The 18,304-nt window shown below is 75.0% G+C and carries 19 protein-coding genes; 13 read left to right on the top strand and 6 right to left on the bottom strand.

Annotated elements, in window-relative coordinates; genetic code table 11:
- Positions 1-101 precede the first annotated feature (101 nt).
- From B100_RS0113065 to B100_RS0113050, 3 genes are all read left to right on the top strand, one after another.
- Positions 102-1,256 carry a histidine kinase gene (locus B100_RS0113065; protein ID WP_024884887.1) on the top strand — a complete coding sequence of 385 codons (1,155 nt, stop codon included), beginning with the start codon at positions 102-104 and terminating at the stop codon, positions 1,254-1,256.
- Between the two features lie 14 nt (positions 1,257-1,270).
- Positions 1,271-1,933 carry a response regulator transcription factor gene (locus B100_RS0113060; RefSeq protein ID WP_024884886.1) on the top strand — a complete coding sequence of 221 codons (663 nt, stop codon included), beginning with the start codon at positions 1,271-1,273 and terminating at the stop codon, positions 1,931-1,933.
- A 110-nt stretch (positions 1,934-2,043) separates the two neighbouring features.
- On the top strand, positions 2,044-3,201 hold the full coding sequence (locus B100_RS0113050; RefSeq protein WP_024884885.1) for an ROK family transcriptional regulator: 1,158 nt from the start codon (positions 2,044-2,046) through the stop codon (positions 3,199-3,201).
- Between the two features lie 47 nt (positions 3,202-3,248).
- Here the strand turns inward: B100_RS0113050 and B100_RS0113045 are convergent, their stop codons facing one another.
- Both B100_RS0113045 and B100_RS0113040 read right to left on the bottom strand, forming a co-directional pair.
- A complete protein-coding gene (locus B100_RS0113045) occupies positions 3,249-4,010 on the bottom strand; it encodes a GntR family transcriptional regulator (protein WP_024884884.1) in 762 nt (253 codons plus the stop codon).
- Between the two features lie 176 nt (positions 4,011-4,186).
- A complete protein-coding gene (locus B100_RS0113040) occupies positions 4,187-5,074 on the bottom strand; it encodes an RNA polymerase sigma-70 factor (RefSeq protein WP_024884883.1) in 888 nt (295 codons plus the stop codon).
- 165 nt (positions 5,075-5,239) lie between these two features.
- Between B100_RS0113040 and B100_RS0113035 the strand changes: the two genes are divergently transcribed.
- The 7 genes from B100_RS0113035 to B100_RS0113005 all read left to right on the top strand — a co-directional run bounded on the left by B100_RS0113035 (position 5,240) and on the right by B100_RS0113005 (position 12,281).
- Positions 5,240-6,070, top strand: coding sequence for an alpha/beta fold hydrolase (locus tag B100_RS0113035; RefSeq protein WP_024884882.1), 831 nt, complete (start codon positions 5,240-5,242; stop codon positions 6,068-6,070).
- 230 nt (positions 6,071-6,300) lie between these two features.
- Positions 6,301-7,290 (top strand): DUF4129 domain-containing protein, encoded by a 990-nt coding sequence (locus B100_RS0113030; RefSeq protein ID WP_486585637.1) that lies wholly within the window; start codon positions 6,301-6,303, stop codon positions 7,288-7,290.
- A 23-nt stretch (positions 7,291-7,313) separates the two neighbouring features.
- Complete coding sequence (locus B100_RS0113025) at positions 7,314-7,823, top strand: hypothetical protein (RefSeq protein ID WP_486585636.1); 510 nt, start codon at positions 7,314-7,316, stop codon at positions 7,821-7,823.
- Positions 7,824-7,891: 68 nt separating this feature from the next.
- A complete protein-coding gene (locus B100_RS0113020) occupies positions 7,892-8,899 on the top strand; it encodes an AAA family ATPase (RefSeq protein ID WP_024884879.1) in 1,008 nt (335 codons plus the stop codon).
- Positions 8,896-10,242 (top strand): DUF58 domain-containing protein, encoded by a 1,347-nt coding sequence (locus B100_RS0113015; protein ID WP_024884878.1) that lies wholly within the window; start codon positions 8,896-8,898, stop codon positions 10,240-10,242. The genes B100_RS0113020 and B100_RS0113015 overlap by 4 nt, the downstream gene beginning before the upstream one ends.
- Entirely contained in the window at positions 10,239-10,841 is a 603-nt protein-coding gene (locus tag B100_RS0113010) for a hypothetical protein (protein ID WP_024884877.1), read from the top strand. The genes B100_RS0113015 and B100_RS0113010 overlap by 4 nt, the downstream gene beginning before the upstream one ends.
- 171 nt (positions 10,842-11,012) lie before the next feature.
- Positions 11,013-12,281: a GNAT family N-acetyltransferase gene (locus tag B100_RS0113005; protein ID WP_078540890.1), complete on the top strand. Its 1,269-nt coding sequence runs from the start codon at positions 11,013-11,015 to the stop codon at positions 12,279-12,281.
- A gap of 77 nt (positions 12,282-12,358) precedes the next feature.
- Here B100_RS0113005 and B100_RS0113000 read toward each other — a convergent pair whose 3' ends face one another.
- Complete coding sequence (locus B100_RS0113000) at positions 12,359-13,534, bottom strand: trans-sulfuration enzyme family protein (RefSeq protein ID WP_486585635.1); 1,176 nt, start codon at positions 13,532-13,534, stop codon at positions 12,359-12,361.
- Positions 13,535-13,606: 72 nt separating this feature from the next.
- Between B100_RS0113000 and B100_RS0112995 the strand changes: the two genes are divergently transcribed.
- Positions 13,607-14,098, top strand: coding sequence for an Lrp/AsnC family transcriptional regulator (locus B100_RS0112995; protein WP_024884874.1), 492 nt, complete (start codon positions 13,607-13,609; stop codon positions 14,096-14,098).
- Positions 14,099-14,130: 32 nt separating this feature from the next.
- Positions 14,131-15,819: a DUF885 domain-containing protein gene (locus B100_RS0112990; protein ID WP_024884873.1), complete on the top strand. Its 1,689-nt coding sequence runs from the start codon at positions 14,131-14,133 to the stop codon at positions 15,817-15,819.
- A 7-nt stretch (positions 15,820-15,826) separates the two neighbouring features.
- Here the strand turns inward: B100_RS0112990 and B100_RS0112985 are convergent, their stop codons facing one another.
- The 3 genes from B100_RS0112985 to B100_RS0112975 are packed head-to-tail and all read right to left on the bottom strand — an operon-like array spanning position 15,827 to position 17,761.
- A complete protein-coding gene (locus B100_RS0112985; RefSeq protein WP_024884872.1) occupies positions 15,827-16,672 on the bottom strand; it encodes an SDR family oxidoreductase in 846 nt (281 codons plus the stop codon).
- Positions 16,673-16,729: 57 nt separating this feature from the next.
- Positions 16,730-17,242 carry an immunity 21 family protein gene (locus tag B100_RS0112980; RefSeq protein WP_024884871.1) on the bottom strand — a complete coding sequence of 171 codons (513 nt, stop codon included), beginning with the start codon at positions 17,240-17,242 and terminating at the stop codon, positions 16,730-16,732.
- A gap of 45 nt (positions 17,243-17,287) precedes the next feature.
- The gene (locus B100_RS0112975) at positions 17,288-17,761 is read right to left on the bottom strand and encodes a rhodanese-like domain-containing protein (RefSeq protein ID WP_024884870.1); all 474 of its coding nucleotides are present in this window, start codon (positions 17,759-17,761) and stop codon (positions 17,288-17,290) included.
- 94 nt (positions 17,762-17,855) lie between these two features.
- On the opposite strand from B100_RS0112975, the gene B100_RS0112970 reads away from it, so the two are divergent.
- The gene (locus tag B100_RS0112970; RefSeq protein ID WP_024884869.1) at positions 17,856-18,302 is read left to right on the top strand and encodes an Lrp/AsnC family transcriptional regulator; all 447 of its coding nucleotides are present in this window, start codon (positions 17,856-17,858) and stop codon (positions 18,300-18,302) included.
- Positions 18,303-18,304 lie beyond the last annotated feature (2 nt).

Here is an 18,304-nt window from a genome sequence, read left to right as displayed (position 1 = left end):
AGCGTGGCGGACCGCACCGCACGGGGTCCTCCCCCGCCGGTGGGCTGTTCCTCCCCCGCGCGGGGGAGCCCGCCGTCGCCGGCCGATGACACGATGACGGGATGGTTCGCCTGCTGCGCCCGCTGGTTCGCGGGAGGACGTACACCCGGCTGCTGCACATGTGGGTGCCGATGGCCGGGATCAGCGTGTGGTTGTGGATCGAGCCGGGGCTGCCGTGGGTTCCGCTGCTGGTGCTGGTGCCGGTGGGGCTGCTGCCGGCGGTGCGGGTGGCCGAGGTGATGCAGGCGCGACTGCTGCTGACCCCGGACGAGGTGGAGCCGGACTTCGCCACGCGTCCTGCCACGACCTGGCGGGACCGCTGGCGGACCGTGCTGTGGCTGGAGATCCGCACGCTGCTCGGCGGGGCCGTCGCGTACGCCACGCTCTGGCTGCCGGCCGTGGCGTACGCCCTGGCCGCCCGCACGGTGGGACACGAGACCGAGGATTTGCCGCAGGTCGCGGGCCCGCCGAACTGGGTGTTCGGTCTGCTGGCCCCGCTGCCGCTCGTCGCGCTGTACGCGGTCGTGGCCGGGGGCGGCACGGCGCTCACCGCCGTCGCGCGGCGGCTGCTGGGCCCGTCGGTCGCCGAGCGCCTCGCGGCCGTCGAGGAGCGCACCGAGCAGCTCCTGGAACGCACCCGCATCGCGCGCGAGTTGCACGACTCCATCGGGCACGCGCTGACCGTGGCCGTCGTGCAGGCGGGAGCCGCCCGCGCGGCGAACAGCCCGGAGTTCACCGACCGGGCGCTGACGGCCATCGAGGAGACCGGCAGGGCGGCCCTGGAAGACCTGGAGCGGGTGCTCGGCGTGCTGCGCGAGTCGGAGCGGCCCGCGAGCGCCCGTCCGACCCTCACGGACGCCGACCGGTTGCTGGAGTCCGCGCGCGCCTCCGGGGCCGAGGTCGACGCCGAGGTCACGGGGCCGCTGGAGGCCCTGCCGGGCCCGGTCTCCCGTGAGGGCTACCGCATCCTTCAGGAGGCGCTGACCAACGTGCTGCGGCACGCGGGCGCGGTGCCGGCCCGGGTGCGGGTGTCCGCGAGGGACGGCCTGCTCACCCTCGACGTGCGCAATCCGCTGCCGGAGGATGCGTCCGCCCCCGGCCGCGGCAGCGGCCTGCGCGGGATACGCGAGCGGGCGGCGCTGCTCGGCGGGCGGGCGCACACGGGCCCGGACGGGGACGGCGACTGGCAGGTACGCGTCGAGCTGCCGCTGGGCTGATCTACGCTGGGCGGATGCCCGTCAGAGTGCTCCTCGTCGACGACGAACCGCTGGTACGCGCGGGACTCCGGGCCGTGCTGGAGGCCCAGCCGGACATCGCGGTCGTCGGTGAGGCCGCCGACGGGGCGGCGGTGATCCCGCTGGTGCGGCAGCTGCGGCCGGACGTGGTCGCCATGGACGTACGCATGCCGCTGCTCGACGGCATCGAGTCCACGCGCGCGCTGCTGCGGACGGTCGCCGACCCGCCGAAGATCCTCGTGGTGACGACCTTCGAGAACGACGAGTACGTCTACGAGGCGCTGCGCGCGGGCGCCGACGGGTTCCTGCTGAAGCGGGCCCGCCCGGCGGAGATCGTGCACGCGGTGCGGCTGATCGCGGAGGGCGAGTCCCTGCTGTTCCCCGCCTCGGTGCGGCAGCTGGCCGCCGAGTACGGCGACGGCGGCGGGAACCGCGCGGCCCGGGCCGCGCTGGAGCGTGCCCGGCTCACCGAACGGGAGGGTGAGGTGCTCCGGTTGATGGCGCGTGGGCTGTCGAACGCGGAGATCGCCGCGCGGCTGGTGGTCGGCACGGAGACGGTGAAGTCACATGTGAGCGCCGTCCTGGCGAAGCTGGGCGCGCGGGACCGCACGCAGGCGGTGATCACGGCGTACGAGTCGGGGTTCGTGGCCCCCGGGTGACGGGCCGCGCGGAAGGGGGGAGGGCGCGGAGTGCGCCGCCCGGAGGTCGCCGGGGTCCGGCGCGCCGAGTACGATCCGCCCAACACGCGCACGAGCTGGGAGGACGGACGGTGGGTCGGCTGACCGGCGGGGATCCCTCGCTGCTGCGGAGGATCAACTCCGCGGTGGTGCTGCACGCGTTGCGGGCCACGGACTGCGCGACGCTGACCGAGGTGACCCGGGTGACGGGACTGTCCCGGCCGACGGTCGAGGGCGTCGTCGAAGGGCTGATCGAGGCGGGCCTGGTCGTGGAGGCGGCGGCCGACGAGGGCACCGCGCGACGTCAGGGCCGCCCGGCGCGGCGGTTCCGCTTCCGGGCGGAGGCGGGGCATCTGCTCGGCCTGGAGATCGGCGTGCACCGGGTGGCGGCGCTGCTGGCCGACCTGGACGGCCGGGTGATCGGCGCGCAGGTGCGGGACGTGGACGAGACGGTCGACGCCGACGAGCGTCTGGACCGGCTGCGGGCGGCCGTCGCGGAGCTGCTGCGGCGGGCCGGGGTGCCGCGGGGCTCGCTGCGGGCGGTCGGCGTGGGCACCCCGGGGATCGTCGACGCGGACGGCACGGTGCGGCTGGGTACGGCGCTGCCCGGCTGGACCGGACTGGGCCTCGGCGAACGGCTGAGCCGCTCCTTCAAGTGCCCGGTGCTGGTGGAGAACGACGCCAACGCGGCGGTGGTGGCGGAGCACTGGAAGGGCTCCGCCAAGGAGACCGACGACGTGGTGTTCGTGCTGGCCGGGCTGAGCCCGGGCGCCGGTTCGCTGATCGGCGGGCGGCTGCACCGCGGGTACGGCGGGGCGGCCGGCGAGATCGGGGCGCTGCACCTGCTGGGCCGGGAGGCGACGCCCGAGACGCTGCTGTCCACCACGGACGAGCCGTTGCACCCGCTGGACGAGCAGGCCGTCGCCGCGGTCTTCGCGCAGGCCCGCGAGGGCGACCAGCGGGCGCTCGCGGCCATGGACCGGTTCATCCAGCGGCTCGTGCACGACGTGGCGGCGCTGGTGCTGGCCCTGGACCCGGAGCTGGTGGTGATCGGGGGCTGGGCGGCCGGCCTGGACGGCGTGCTGGAGCCGCTGCGCCGGGAGCTGTCCCGCTACTGCCTGCGCCCGCCGGAGGTCACCCTGTCCCTGCTGGGCGAGGCGGCGGTGGCGACGGGCGCGGTGCGGCTGGCTCTCGACCACGTCGAGGAGCAACTGTTCGCGGTGGAGGGCACGGTGACGGCCCGCCGCTGACGGGCCGCGCGCCGTGGGGCCCGGCCCCACGGCGCGTCGACGCCTCGTCAGGAGGCCTGGCGCTCCGGGCCGTGGTGTATCTCGACACCGCCGGAGTCACCGAAGGTGAGGCGGCAGGTGTCCGCGCGGTACGTGGCCACCGAGAGCGCGGCGGTGCGGCCGCGGGCGATGTAGCGGGTGGTGACGACGAGGACGGGGGCGCCGGGCAGCCGGTCCAGTTCCTTGGCCTCGTCCGCGCCGGCCGAGCCGAGCTCCACGGCGTTCTCCTGCCGCTCCAGCTCCAGGCGCTGCAGCTCGCGCAGCACCGCGCGGGCGCGGGCGGCGCCGGAGGGGGCGTCGATGCCGGAGAGGTCGGGCACCGAGGCGGCCGGGATGTACAGCATCTCGGACGCGACGGGCTGGCCGCGGGAGACGCGGGAGCGCCGCACGATGTGCACGGGCTCGTCGCTGCCCGTCACCAGGGTCTCGGCGAGCGCGGCGGACGGCACGTCGAGCCGGCAGTCCACGCTGTGCCACGCGTCGTGGGGGCCGCCCGGCCAGGTGTGCTGCTCGCTGCCGACGGACACGCCCATGCGCGGCGGGGCGACGGTGGTCCCGACGCCGCGGCGGCGCTGCAGGCGGCCTTCCAGTTCAAGCTGTTCCAGGGCCTGCCGGAGCGTGGCGCGCGCGACGCCGAAGCGGGCGGCCAGGTCGCGTTCGTTGGGCAGGATCTCGCCCACGGAGAACTCCGAGTCCAGCGCCTCGCTGAGCACGGTCTTCAAATGCCAGTACTTCGGTTCCGGCACCGATTCCAGCTGCGTGGTCCCCACCCTGTCCTCCACGATCGCCGTGTCCGGCGGCGTTTTAGCGCCCTTGTTTATTAAAGGTTGTTTCACTTCTCTGCGACGATAAGGGGGCCATGGGACTTGGTCAATACCAATCGGCGCTCCGCGGGAAGGCCCCGTCGCGCGGTGCGACGGGCGCTTCCCGGGCGGGCGGGGCGCGATTACCGGAGCGCGGCGAGCCGGGCCAGTTTGTCGGGGTTGCGCACGACGTGGACGGTGCGGACGCGGCCCTCGTCGACGTCGAGCTGGACGACCGTGTCGGGCTTGCCGCCGGACAGCACGAGCACCGCGGGCCCGCCGTTGAGTTCCACCATGAGGACGGAGGCGTCCGGCACGCCCTTGCCGGCCACGCCGGCGAAGAAACGTCCCACGTGGTCGGCGCCGTGCAGCACCCGCAGGGGGGCGCGGGCCTTGCCGCCGCTGTCGCCGACGAACCGCACGTCCGGGGCGAGCAGTTCCATCAGGCCCGCGAGATCACCGCCGGCCGCCGCGGCCAGGAAGCGTTCGGTGAGGGCGCGACGCCGGGCGGGGTCGACGTCGTAGCGGGGGCGCCGCTCGTCGACGTGCCGGCGGGCGCGGGCGCCGAGCCGGCGGACGGCCGCCTCACCTCGGCCGGTCATGGCCGCGATGTCGGCGTAGGGGTAACCGAAGGCCTCGCGCAGCACGAAGACCGCGCGTTCCAGCGGGGAGAGAGTCTCCATGACGACGAGGACCGCGAGGGAGACGGACTCGGCGAGCACGGCCCGCTCGGCGGTGTCGGCCACGGTGTCGCCGAAGTCGGTGACGTAGGGGTCGGGCAGCCACGGGCCCACGTAGGTCTCGCCGCGTGCCTTGATCCGGCGGAGCCGGTCGATGGCGAGGCGGGTGGTGACGCGCACCAGGTAGCCGCGCGGCTCGCGCACGTCGGACCGGTCGTCGCCGGACCAGCGCAGCCAGGCGTCCTGCACGACGTCCTCCACGTCGGCCACCCGGCCCAGCATGCGGTAGGCGACACCCATGAGCAGGGGCCGGTGTTCCTCGAACACCTCGGTCGCGGGGTCGACGGTCACGGAACCATCCCAGCCGACGCGCGCGTGGGTGTCCAGACGGCTCGAGGGCGGCGGGCCCTCGGGGTGGCGGACGGCGCGAGGGCTACCCGTCGGTAGCAATTGCTGACAAGCTGTCTACGACGTCGGGCGACGTCCGTTCCCGCGAGTCCCGAACAAGGAGCACCCATGTCCGCGACCGTCTCCTTCAAGGTCACCTCTCCGCAAGGCCCGCAGACCGTCACGCTGTCCTACGCGCGCGTGGGCCGCGGCGCCCCGCTGCTCCTGCTGCACGGCATCGGACACCACCGGCAGGCCTGGGACCCGGTCGTGGACATCCTGGCCACCGAGCGCGAGGTGATCGCCGTGGACCTGCCGGGCTTCGGCGCCTCCCCCGCCCTCCCGGACGGTCTCGCCCACGACCTGCCCACCATGAACGCGGCGCTCGGCGGTCTGTGCGAGGCGCTGGAGCTCGACCGGCCGCACGTCGCCGGCAACTCCCTCGGCGGTCTGCTGGCCCTGGAGCTCGGCCGGTCACGGCTCGTGCGGTCGGTGACGGCGCTGTCCCCGGCGGGCTTCTGGACCCCGGCCGAGCGGCGGTACGCCTTCACGGTGCTGTCCGGCATGCGCGGGATCGCGGAGCGGATGCCGCCGCGGCTGGTGGAGAAGCTGGCCCGGTCCGCGGCCGGCCGGGCCGTGCTGACCAGCACGATCTACGCACGTCCCGGGCGCCGCGCCCCGGAGGCCGTGGTCGCCGAGACCCGGGCGCTCGTCGAGGCGACCGGCTTCGCCCGTACCCTGCGCGCGGGCGGCTCGGTGCGGTTCACCGACGACGTGCCCGGCATCCCCGTGACGGTGGCCTGGGGTTCGCGGGACCGGCTGCTGATCCCCCGTCAGGGCGTCCGCGCCAAGCAGATCATCCCCCGGGCGCGCCTGGTCAGGCTGCCCGGCTGCGGTCACGTCCCGATGAACGACGACCCGGCGCTGGTCGCCCGCGTCATCCTCGACGGCAGCCGCTGACCGGCCCACGCCCGGCCGGCCCCGCCCAGGCCGGCGGCCCCCGGGGACCACGGCACGGGTGCCCGGGAGCCGTCGCCGGATGACGGCATGAAAGGGTGCGGAAGTACTGCCGTAACCAGGCAATGTGGCGGCACGTCTCGTCGTGTCAGGCTTCCGTCGCGCCGGGGGGGGGACCGGCGGCAGGCGCGGGAGCGGCGAGCACGCCTGGGTGTGCACGAGGGGGTGTGGCGGTGGGGCGGGAGCCTACGGGGGACGGGCGACGGCGGCACGGCACGATCGGCGCCGCGCAAGCAGCGCTGACGGTGCTGGTGGTGGCCGGACTGTCCCTGACGGCACTGCTGTTGCGCCCCGACGCGGGCCTGCTGGCCAAGGGCAGCGGGCCGCTCGGCGGCAACCCCGTCCTCGTGTTCGGCCTCGCCCTGCTCGCCTTCTTCGGTGGCTTGTCGCTGCGCGAGAAGTACCGGCAGCGGGTCGACGCCGCTGACGAACTCGACCCGGTCCGGGAGCGGTTGACCGACGCCATGAGCCGCGGCCTGCTGGGCGCGTCGCTGGTCGTCCCGCTGCTCGTCCTGGTCCTGCACCGGTTCGGTTCGTCCGGCGACGCCTACGGGCCCGGCGTGGACGACGGCCTCGACGCGTCACCGTTCCCGAGCCCGGCCCAGGACCCCGCGCGCACCCTGCCTCCCCCACGGCACGCCGGGGACCCCGGGGACGGCCTGGACCTGGGGCTGACGCACATCCTGATCGGCCTCGGCATCGCCCTGCTCGTCGTGGTCGTCGTGCTCGCCGGGCTGCGTCTGTGGCGGCACCTGACCCGGCCGTTGGCGCCCGAGGCCACGGCGACGTACGCGACGCTCGACGACGAGCAGGAGCGCCTGGCCCGCGCCGTGGACTCCGGGCGCCGTGCCCTGTCGGACGGGGACGACGCCCGCGCCGCCGTCATCGCCTGCTACGCCGCCATGGAGAAGTCGCTCGCCGACTCCGGTGTGGCCCGGCGTGCCTCGGACAGCCCGCAGGACCTGCTGGAGCGTGCCGTCGCCGGGGGCCTGCCCGCGGGGGCGGCCGCCGCCACGCTCACCGCGCTGTTCCGCGAGGCCCGTTACTCCACGCACCCGATGGACGCCCGCCACCGCGACCGGGCCGCCGCCACGCTCGCCGAGATCGCCGAGGGCCTGCGCGCGCAAGCCCCGGAACCCGACGCCGTGGCGGGTACCTCGTGAAGGCGCCCGCCCGGATACGGGCCGTGGCCGACTCCGTGCTGTCCGAGCCCGGTTCGCTCCGCCACTCGCTCGCCGTCCTCGGCACCGTCGCGGTCCCGACCGAGGTGCTGCTCGCCCTGGCCGACGGTGCCGCCGCGGCCGCCACCGGCCTCGCCCTGTTCACCGCGGTCGCCCTGGGTCTGGGGCGCTACGCCGCGGGCGGTGCCGCCCAGGACAGCGGCTTCCGGGAGCCCGTACGCCTGCTGAGCAGCCGGGCACCGGCTCTCGGCGGCTGGCGGCGCATCGTGTCCCACACCCTCACGGACGACGGCGACACGCACCTCGACACCGTCATGCGGCCGCAGTTGCAGCGGCTGTTCGCCGCCCGGCTGGCCGAACGGCACGGCGTCCCGATGTACCGGGACCCGCGGCGCGCCCGGGCACTGGTGGGAGTGGAGCTGTGGCCGTGGATCGATCCCGGGGCGCCCGCTCCGCGGCCCACGCTCCCAGAGCCCGTCCTGCGCTCCCTGCTCGACCGCCTGGAAGCCCTGTGACCGGTGGGGCCGCGGCCGGCCCGACCCCAGTCCCCGCACCCCGACCCCCGCACCGTGAGGAACCGACCGTGACCAGCCCCCGCCTCATCCCGGACCACGACACCCTGACGCCCCGGCAGGCGGGCGAGCGGGCCGCGGCCGTGCTCGACGAGATCGGCACGGCCGTGGTCGGCAAGAGGGAACCCCTGGAGCTGGTGATGCTCGGCGTCCTCGCCGGCGGCCACATCCTCGTCGAGGACCTGCCGGGACTCGGGAAGACGCTGCTGGCCCGCTCCTTCGCCACCACGCTCGGCCTGGACTTCCGCCGCATCCAGTTCACCCCCGACCTGCTGCCCTCCGACGTCACCGGAGCACCGTTCTACGACCAGCGGACCGGCGAGATGGTCTTCCGGCCCGGACCGGTCTTCACCCACCTGCTGCTCGCCGACGAGATCAACCGCACCCCGCCCAAGACCCAGGCCGCCCTGCTGGAGGCGATGGCCGAGTCCCAGGTGTCCGTCGACGGCAGCACCCGGCCGCTGCCGGAGCCCTTCGTGGTCGTCGCCACCGCCAACCCCATCGAGTACGAGGGCACGTACTCCCTGCCCGAGGCCCAGCTCGACCGGTTCCTGCTGCGGGTGCGGATGGGCTATCTGGAGGCCTCCGAGGAGAAGGGCATGCTGCGCGCGCGGGTCGACCGGGCGGCGCCCGAGGCGGTGCTGCGCCCGCTCAGCGGTCCGGGCGAGGTGCTGGCCATGCGGGCCGCCGTCGAAAGCGTCGAGGTCGACGACGACCTGCTGGAGTACGTCGTCGCGCTGGTCCGCGCCACCCGCGACCACCCGCACGTCCAGGTCGGCGCCTCCCCTCGCGGCGGCCTGGCCCTGGTGCAGCTCGCCCGCGCCCGTGCCGTCATGGACCTGCGGGACTACGTGACCCCGGAGGACGTCAAGTCGGTGGCGGTGCCCGCCCTCGCGCACCGCGTCACCCTCAAGCCGGAGCTATGGGTCCGGCAGATCGACGGCGACGACGTGACGCGCGAGATCGTGCGGTCCGTGCCCGCCCCGCAGACCGTGCCGCGCACGCCGATCGCGTCATGACGGAGCGCGTCCCGGACCGCAGGGCGGCCGCCGCCGTGCGGCGGGCCCTGGTCGGCCGTCACGACGTGACCGCCCAGCCACCGCCACCGCCTCCGTCCGGCCTGCGCGCGGGTGAACGCGCGCTGCGGCTGGGCACGTTGGCCGTCGTCGCGCTGGTCGCCGCGCTCGTCACCGGGCACCCCTGGGTCCTCGCCCTCGCCGCGCCGCCCCTGGTGCTGCTCGCCCTCGCCCTGCCGGGCGGGCCGCGCCCGCGGGCGGTGACGGCCGAGGCCGAGGTGGAGCCGCGGCGGCTCTTCGAGGGCGAACGAGTGAGGGTGCGGATCGCGGTCTCCCACGACGGTGCGACCGGCCGCCTGGACCCCGGCATCACCCTCGGTCACGGGGTCCGGCTCGACCATCTCGCGGTCGGCGCGCACCACGTCGATCTCGTCCTGACCGCGCGGCGCTGGGGCCGCTGGTCGCTCGGCACGGTCGACGTCGACGTCTACGACGAAGGCGGGCTGGCGCGGCGCACGGTGCGGGCCGAACTCGGTGAGGTCGCCGTGTTCCCGCTGCCCGGACACGCCGGCCTCACCCCGATCCCGGTCCGGCTGCCGCAACGGCTCGGCGAGCACACCGCCGTGCAGCGCGGCGAGGGCGTCGAGGTCACCGGCGTGCACCCGTACGTACGCGGTGAACGGCAGCGGCGGATCCACTGGCCGGCCACCACCCGGCGCGGGTCCCTGCAGGTGCACCAGTTCGCCGCGGAGCGCGCGGCCGACACCGTGGTGCTGCTCGACGTCCTCGCCGACGTGGTCGACCCGGCCACCGGCGCGTCCTCGCTCGACGAGACCTTCCGGGCGGCCGCCGGGCTGGTTCGCGCCTATCTGCGCACCCACGACCGGGTCGGCGTCGTGTCGGTCGGCGGCACGACCCGCTGGCTGCAACCGGGCAGCGGTCAGGGCTACTTCTACCGCATCGTCGAGAGTGTGCTGGAGGTCCGCAAGGACCGCGCGCACCGCTCGGAGGGGCTCGGCCTGCTCCCGCCGCCCGCGCTGCCGGAAGGGGCGCTGGTGTACGTCATGACGCCGCTGACGGACCAGCGGATCTTCGACGTCCTGCACCAGATCCGCGGGCGGGCCAACCCGATGGTCGTCGTCGAGATCCCCGCCGGCGAGCCGGTCGTGGAACCCGGCGACACCGAAGGCGAACTCGCGCTGCGGCTGTGGCGGGCCGACCGGGACGCGATGCGCTTCGCCCTGGTGGAGCGCGGCATCGCCGTCGTCGCCCACCGGCCCGGTGAGAGTCTCGACCTCGCTCTCGCGCCGCTGCTGCGCACCCGCGTCCACGGGGGGTCCCGATGACCGCCGCACCCGCCCGGACCGCCCGGCCGGGCACGGCCTCGGCCGGCAGCCCGGTCGCCCGGCTCCTCACCCGTCTCACGTCCCGCGTCACGGACCGTCTGCTCGGGACGGCCCTGGCCGTCGCCGCCTGCGACCCGCCGGCCGCGCTGCACGCGTCGCCGCTGGTCAAGATGCTGGTCTTGGGAACGGCGGTGGCCGCGTGGTGGGCCGCTCCGATGGTCGACGCCCGTCCCGTCCTGACGTCCACGCGCTGGCGGATCCTGGCGGCCCGCCGCAGGACGACCGTGCTGCCGGCGGCGGCGATCGCGGTCGCCGCCTTCACCGGCCCCCCGTTCTGGCTGGTCGTCTGCGTCGCCGCCCTGCTGCTCGCCTACCTGCTGGTCACCGACCCGTGGACGGCCGGCGTCACCGCCCCGGCCGGGTATCCGCGGGCGGCGCCCGCCCTGACGGCCGCCGCCGCGACCGCCGTGGTCCTGCTCGTCGCCCAGGCGCCGGTCGCGGGGACCTCGTGGGCGCGGCTGCCCGCCTCACTCGCCGTCGCGGCGACGGTGGTGTGCCTGGTGCTGGCGCTGCGCGCCCGTCGGCGCCCGCCCCGCTGACCGCCCCGCTGACCGCCTGGATCACCGGCGGGTCCGGCGCGCGCTGTCAAGTGACCGCGTTTCAGCGGGGCTTCGCCGGTCGGCACCGCAGCAATTCGGACAGAAGCACGCTTTACTCGTCAGTCACGGTACGTTCGTGATCACGAAACACGGTTCCTTCACAGTGACTGTATGAGTCGAGACATGTCTGATGTGACGAACGACCGTGACGGAGGGCGCGCGGCGGCCCGCTGGAACCCGATGGCCCGCGCCGCGCGCTGCGGGGAGGCGTTCCACGCGTGGTGGACACGCCGCCACGGCCACGCGCCGCCGGCGCACGATACCGGCGACGCCCCGCCGTTGCCCGGGCCGGCGGCGGTCGAGAGCGTGCTGTGGCGGATGCGGACGACGGTGCGGGACGAACCGGGCGCGCTTGCGGCCCTGTGCACCGCGCTCGCCGAGCGGCGGGTCGACATCCTGAGCCTGCAGACGCACCCGCTGGGCGCGCACACCGTCGACGAGTTCCTGCTGCGGGCGCCGGCCGGTGCGGACCTGGTCGCCGCGGTGACGGCGGGCGGGGGCGTGGACACCTGGGCCGAGCGGGCCGACGCGCACGACCTGGTGGACGGACCGACCCGGATGCTCGGCCTGGCCGCCCGCACCGCGACGGACGCCGCGGAACTGCCGCTCGCGCTGCGGCAGTTGCTGGGGCGCTGCACCATCCGTTCGCTGCCCGCCGGTGGCGCGAAGGCCGGTGCGGTCCCGCCGGACGGCTCGCTGGAGGACACCGTGATCCGGCTGCGCGACCCGGAGGGCGGTGTGATCACCGTGGAGCGGCCGTATCTGCCGTTCACCCCGACGGAGTTCGCCCGCGCCCGGGCCCTGGTGGAGCTGGACGCCCGGCTCGGTCCGCGGATGCCGCGCGGCCGTGACGTGCTGACGTTGCCCGAGGGCGGTGACATCTCCGTGCGCCGGGCGGACACCGCCGACCTGGAGGCCGCGCGGGCGATGCACGAGCGGTGCTCCGACGAGACGCTGCGCCGCCGCTACCACGGGCCCGTCGGGGACGCGAGCCGCTACCTCAGCCACCTGCTCAGCCCGCGCTTCGGCCGCACCCTCGCCGCGCAGACCGCGTCGGGCCGCATCGTCGCCCTCGGCCATCTGCTGTGGGACGGCGACGAGACCGAGGTCGCGCTGATCGTCGAGGACGCGTGGCAGCGGCGGGGCGTCGGCGCCGAACTGCTGTCCCGCCTGGTGGGGATGGCGGTCGAGGCGGGCTGCGCCCACGTCTACGCCGTGACCCAGGCGTCCAACACCGGCATGGTCGCGGCGATGCGCGGCCTGGGCCTCCCGCTCGACTACCAGGTCGAGGAGGGCACCCTGGTGATCACGGCCCGCCTGACCCCGGCCCCGGCGGCGCACCCCACCCCGGAACCCGGCGAACGGGTCGCCCGGCCCTGACCGGCGTCCCGCCCCGACAACGGAAAACGGCCCGGCACACCGCGGTGTGCCGGGCCCCCCGTTTCATGGGCGGTCCCTCACCCCTGCGCCATGGCCTCCGACCGGGCCGGGCGCGCGGACGGTGTGCCCAGGGCCTGGTCGAGGTCGGACCACAGGTCCTCCGTGTCCTCCAGGCCGACCGAGAGGCGCAGCAGGCGGTCGGAGACACCGGCGTCCCTGCGGTCGTCGGCGTCGACGATGCGGTGGCTGATGGACGCCGGGTGCTGGATGAGCGAGTCCACGCTGCCAAGGCTCACCGCCGGGGTGATCAGCCGGACGCCCGCGATCACCTCGTGCGGGTCGCCGTGCACCTCGAAGGAGACCATCGCCCCGCCGATGCTCGGGTAGTGGACCCGGGCCACCCGCGGGTCCGCGGCGAGGCGGGCGGCGAGTTCGGCGGCGTTCGCCGACGCGGCCCGCACCCGGACCGGGAGGGTGGACAGGCCCCGCAGCAGCAGGTAGCCGGCCAGCGGATGCAGCACCCCGCCGGTGGCGAACCGTACCTGCCGCAGCCGCCCGGCGAGCTCCTCGTCGCAGGCCACCACACCCGCCAGCACGTCGCCGTGTCCGCCGAGGTACTTGGTGGCGCTGTGCAGCACCAGCCGCGCCCCGTGCTCGGCCGGGCGCTGCAGCACCGGGGTGGCGAAGGTGTTGTCGACGAGCAGCGGCACGGAGCCGCAGGCGTGGGCGACGGCCCGCAGGTCGATCTCGGCGAGCGTGGGGTTGGCGGGCGTCTCCACCAGCACCAGACCGGTGTCCGGACGGAGCGCGTCGGCGACCCCGGCCGGGTCGGTCCAGGTGACCTCCGAGCCGAGCAGCCCGGCGGTCAGCAGGTGGTCGCTGCACCCGTACAGCGGGCGTACGGCGACGACGTGCCGGAGGCCCATGGAACCGCGGACCAGCAGCACGGCGCTGAGCGCGGCCATGCCGCTGGCGAACGCGACCGCCGCCTCGGTGCCCTCCAGGCGCGCGAGGGCGGTCTCGAAGCGGGCGACGGTGGGGTTGCCGAGCCGTCCGTACACCGGCGGGCCGTCCGGCTCGGCGCCGGTCGTGGCGAAGGCGTCGATGCGGGCGGCCTCGGCCCGGCTGTCGTAGGAGGGGTAGGTGGTGGACAGGTCGATCGGCGGGGCGTGCAGTCCGAGTCCGGCGAGGTCGTCCCGGCCGGCGTGCACGGCCTCGGTGGCGAGTGCTCTGGTGGTGCGTCGCGTGTCCATGCCGTTGTCCATGGCGCTCAGGGTGAACACCGAACGGTTCTGCGCGACCGTTCCCCGTGCTACGTTCGGCGGGTGGCCGAATCTGTCGTACTGGATCCGGTGGACCTCCATCTGCTGCGGCTGTTGCAGAACGACGCCCGGACGACGTACCGGGACCTCGCCGCGCAGGTCGGGGTCGCGCCGTCGACCTGCCTGGACCGGGTGACCCGGCTGCGCCGCTCCGGCGTGATCCTCGGGCACCGGCTGGAACTCGACCCGGCGAAGCTCGGCCGGGGTCTCCAGGCGCTGCTGTCGGTCCAGGTGCGGCCGCACCGACGGGAGCTGGTGGGGCCGTTCGTGGAGCGGATCCGGGCGCTGCCCGAGTCGCTGACCGTGTTCCACCTGACCGGCCCGGACGACTACCTGGTGCATGTCGCCGTCGCCGACATGACGGATCTGCAGCGGCTGGTCCTCGACGAGTTCACCTCGCGGCGGGAGGTGGCACGGGTGGAGACCCGGCTGATCTTCCAGCGGTGGGACTGCGGTCCGATGCTGCCGCCTTCGCCCTCGGCTCAATCCGGGTGACGTGCGGCGGACGTCGTACCAGGATGGTCCGCATGTCACCAACCAACAGCGCGCTTCCCCGTCAGGTCGCCGACGCCTACGTCGACGAGCTCATCGCCCTCGATCCGATCACCGGGACGTACCTCGGCGTCAAGGAGAGTTCCTCCCGGCTGCCCGATCTCTCGCCCGCCGGTCAGGAGGCGGTCGCCGACCTGCTCCGGGCGACCCTCGCCCGGCTCGACGAGGCCGAGCGGCTGCCCGGAGCGGACAGCGACGCCGAGCGCCGCTGCGCCCGGCTGCTGCGGGAGCGGCTGACCGCCGAACTCGCCGTGCACGAGGCCGACGAGCACCTGCGCGCGGTCGGCAACCTGGGCACGGTCGCGCACTCGGTGCGCGAGGTGTTCACGGTGACCCCGGCGGAGACCGAGGACGACTGGCGGGTGATCGCGGAGCGGCTGCGCGCGGTGCCGGCCTCGCTGGCCGGGTACCGGGAGTCCCTGGAACTGGGCCTGGAACGCAAGCTGTACGCGGCGCCGCGCCCGGCCGGGACGTTCGTCGGGCAGCTCGGCGAGTGGGCGGACACGGGCGAGGGCCGCGGCTGGTTCGAGGACTTCGCCGCCGCCGGTCCGGACACGCTACGCGCGGAGCTCGACGAGGGCGCCCGCGCGGCGACGGCGGCCGTGGTGGAGCTGCGGGACTGGCTGCGGGACGTGTACGCCCCGGCGATCGAGGGCGCGCCGAACACGGTCGGGCGGGAGCGCTACGCCCGCTGGTCCCGCTACTACAACGGCACCGACCTGGACCTGGACGAGGCGTACGCGTACGGCTGGTCCGAGTACCACCGGCTGCTGGGCGAGATGAGGAAGGAGGCCGAGAAGATCCTTTCTGGGGCGGACACCCCGTGGGTGGCCCTGGCCCACCTCGACGAGCACGGCCGCCACATCGAGGGCGTGGACGAGGTCCGCGACTGGCTGCAGGGCCTGATGGACCAGGCGATCGACCGGCTCGACGGCACGCACTTCGACCTCGCCGAACGGGTGCGGAAGGTCGAGTCGCGGATCGCCCCGGCGGGCAGCGCGGCGGCGCCGTACTACACGCAGCCGTCGGAGGACTTCTCCCGGCCGGGCTGCACCTGGCTGCCCACGATGGGGCTGACCCGTTTCCCGGTGTACGACCTGGTGTCCACCTGGTACCACGAGGGCGTCCCCGGCCATCACCTCCAGCTGGCGCAGTGGGTGCACGTGGCGGAGAACCTCTCCCGCTACCAGGCCACCGTCGGCATGGTCAGCGCCAACTGCGAGGGCTGGGCGCTGTACGCGGAGCGGCTGATGGACGAGCTGGGCTTCCTGACGGACGCGGAGGAGCGGCTCGGGTACCTGGACGCTCAGATGATGCGGGCGACCCGGGTCATCGTCGACATCGGCATGCACCTGGAGCTGGAGATCCCCGCGGACTCGCCGTTCCACCCGGGCGAGCGGTGGACGCCGGAGCTGGCGCAGGAGTTCTTCGGCGCGCACAGCAGCCGCCCGGCAGACTTCGTGGAGAGCGAGCTGACCCGCTACCTGACGATCCCGGGGCAGGCGATCGGCTACAAGCTCGGTGAGCGGGCCTGGCTGCTGGGCCGGGAGAAGGCCCGGGAGCGGCACGGCGACGCCTTCGACCTCAAGTCCTGGCACATGGCGGCGCTGTCCCAGGGGTCGCTGGGCCTGGACGACCTGGTGGACGAACTGGCGGCGCTCTAGGACCGGTTCAGCGCCGGAAACCGCCCTCGGAGTCGATGACCTGGCCGGTGATCCAGCCCGCCTCGTCCGTGGCAAGCCACGCGATGAGGCGGGCCGGGTCGTCCGGCATGCCCCAGCGCCCGGCGGGGAAGCGAGCGGCGATCGCGTCGTAGACCTCGCCGGTCAGGTAGTCGGTGTCCACCGGGCCGGGGTTGACGGTGTTCACGGTGACCGCGTGCTCGGCCAGCGTGGTCGCCAGGGACCGGGTGACGGAGGCCAGGGCGCCCTTCTGGAGGGCGTAGGCGATCTCGCCGGGCATGCCGCCGGCGATGTCCTGCCCGGAGGTCATCATCGTCACGCGTCCGCCGGGGGTGCCCGGGGGCAGCGTGGCCCGGTGCCGGGCGTGGGCCTGGACCAGCAGCAGCACGGAGCGGGTGTCGACGGCCCAGTGCGCGTCGAGCATCGCGGCGTCGACGGTGTCGAGGTCGCCGTCGGAGCCGCTGAGGGCGTGGTTGGCGACGAGGATGTCGAGGCGCCCGCCGAGCGCCTCGACGGCGCGGGCGTGCAGGGCGGCCGGTTCCGCCGGGTCGCTGAGGTCTCCAGGGCCTGCGACCACGCGCGCGTCCGGGTCGCCGAGGGCCGCCCGCACGGAGGCGGTCACGTCCTCGATCCGGTCGGCGCCCCAGGGCATGGCGGCGTCGTGCGGCACATGGTGGTGCAGATAGACGCTCGCGCCGTACGCGGCGAGCCTGCGGGCCACGGCGTGACCGATGCCGCCGCGCCTGCTCGCACCGGTCACCAGGGCGGTGCGGCCCCGCAGCGGCAGCGGGTCACGGCGGAGTTCCTCGGGCGGGGGCGGGGGAAACTTCGGCATGATCCCCATGATGGGTCGCGCCGCCGGCGAGGGCACCCGAATAACGGCGCCCGCGGGTCAGGGCAGCGGCCGGAGCTGCACCAGGACCAGCCAGGTCTCCGGGCCGGGGCTGACCTGTGCGGCGCGCACGGCGTAGGGGCCGGGGGCGAGGGCGAGGCGCGCGTGGTCGGTGCCGGCGGCGTGCGTGCCGGGCCAGGCCGCGTCGAACAGGACGACGGGGCCGGGCACCTTCCACCGCGTCTCCCGCTGCCACTGGGCGGTCGCGAGCGCGGCGGGGACGCTCGTCAGCAGGTCCTCCTCCGCCTCTCCTGCGACCCAGCGGACGAAGAGGGAGTGCTCGGGGAGGAAGGCGGTCGCGGCGGGTTCGTCGCCCAGGACGAGGGCGGCGGCGTCGCCGACGGGGAGGAGCCCGACGAGCCCGTCGACCTCGCAGGCCCGGTCGTAGTCCGAGGCGAACTCCTCACCGTCGGCTCCCGTCCAGAACGGCAGCACCGCCTCCGGCACCGCGACGAGCGGCCCGCCGCCCGACTCCACCCACTCGACCGTGCCCGGCTCCGCGTATCGCTCCATGGCGGCACAACCTATCGGCTCGACTCCCTTGGCGGACGGGCGGGTTCAGCACCCGCACGCGTCACCCGCCAGGGGTGCCGTCAGGGGATCGGCGGCGTGGCTCTCGCGGCCCCGCGCGGTCTCGAACGCGAAGCCCTCGCGCACCCAGTACTCGAACCCGCCGAGCATCTCCTTGACCTGGTGACCGAGTTCGGCGAGGGCGAGCGCGGCGCGGGCGGCCCCGTCGCAGCCGGGCCCCCAGCAGTACGTCACGACCGGCACGGACGGGTCCAGGAGTGCGGCGGCCCGCTCGGGGATGCGGGCGGTGGGCAGGTGCACCGCGCCGGGGACGTGGCCCTGGTCCCACGCCTCGGCGGAACGGGAGTCCAGCAGGACGAAGCCGGGGTCGCCGCCGGCCTCCAGCGCGGCGGCCACGTCGGAGACGTCGGTGTGCAGGGCGAGGCGCGCGCGGAAGTGGGCGGCGGCCGCGGCCGGGGAGGCGGGGGCGACGCGCAGGACGGGATTCACGGTGGTGGTCATGGGAGAGAAACTACGGTCGCGCGGGGCGGCCCTGAAGGGACGATCCCCGGCCCCACCCTTGTTCCGCCGGGGGGATCCCTGGTAGTTCTCGGGAATGACCGCGTATTCCCCGGACGCCACGGACTGGCGCATCCTCGACGTCCTCCAGCGGGACGGGCGGGCCAGTTACGCCGAGCTCGCCCGCGCCGTGTCGATGTCCGCGAGCGCGGTCACCGAACGGGTGCGGCGCCTTGAGGAGGCCGGGGTCGTCCAGGGCTACGCGGCGGTGGTGGATCCCGAGCGGCTCGGACTGCCGATCCTGGCGTTCGTGCGGCTGCGCTACCCGACCGGCAACTACAAGCCGTTCCACGACCTCGTCGCCGCCACGCCCGAGATACTGGAGGCGCACCATGTGACGGGCGACGACTGCTTCGTCCTGAAGGTCGTCGCGCGGTCGATGAGGCATCTGGAGGAGGTGTCGGGACGGATCGGCGCGCTCGGTTCGGTGACCACCAGCGTGGTGTACTCCTCGCCGCTGCCGCGCCGTCCCGTGGGACGCTGACC

Source organism: Streptomyces sp. CNH189, from assembly GCF_000527195.1.
Note: the sequence above shows the minus strand (reverse complement) of the source record. Positions and strands in the feature narration are given on the sequence as shown.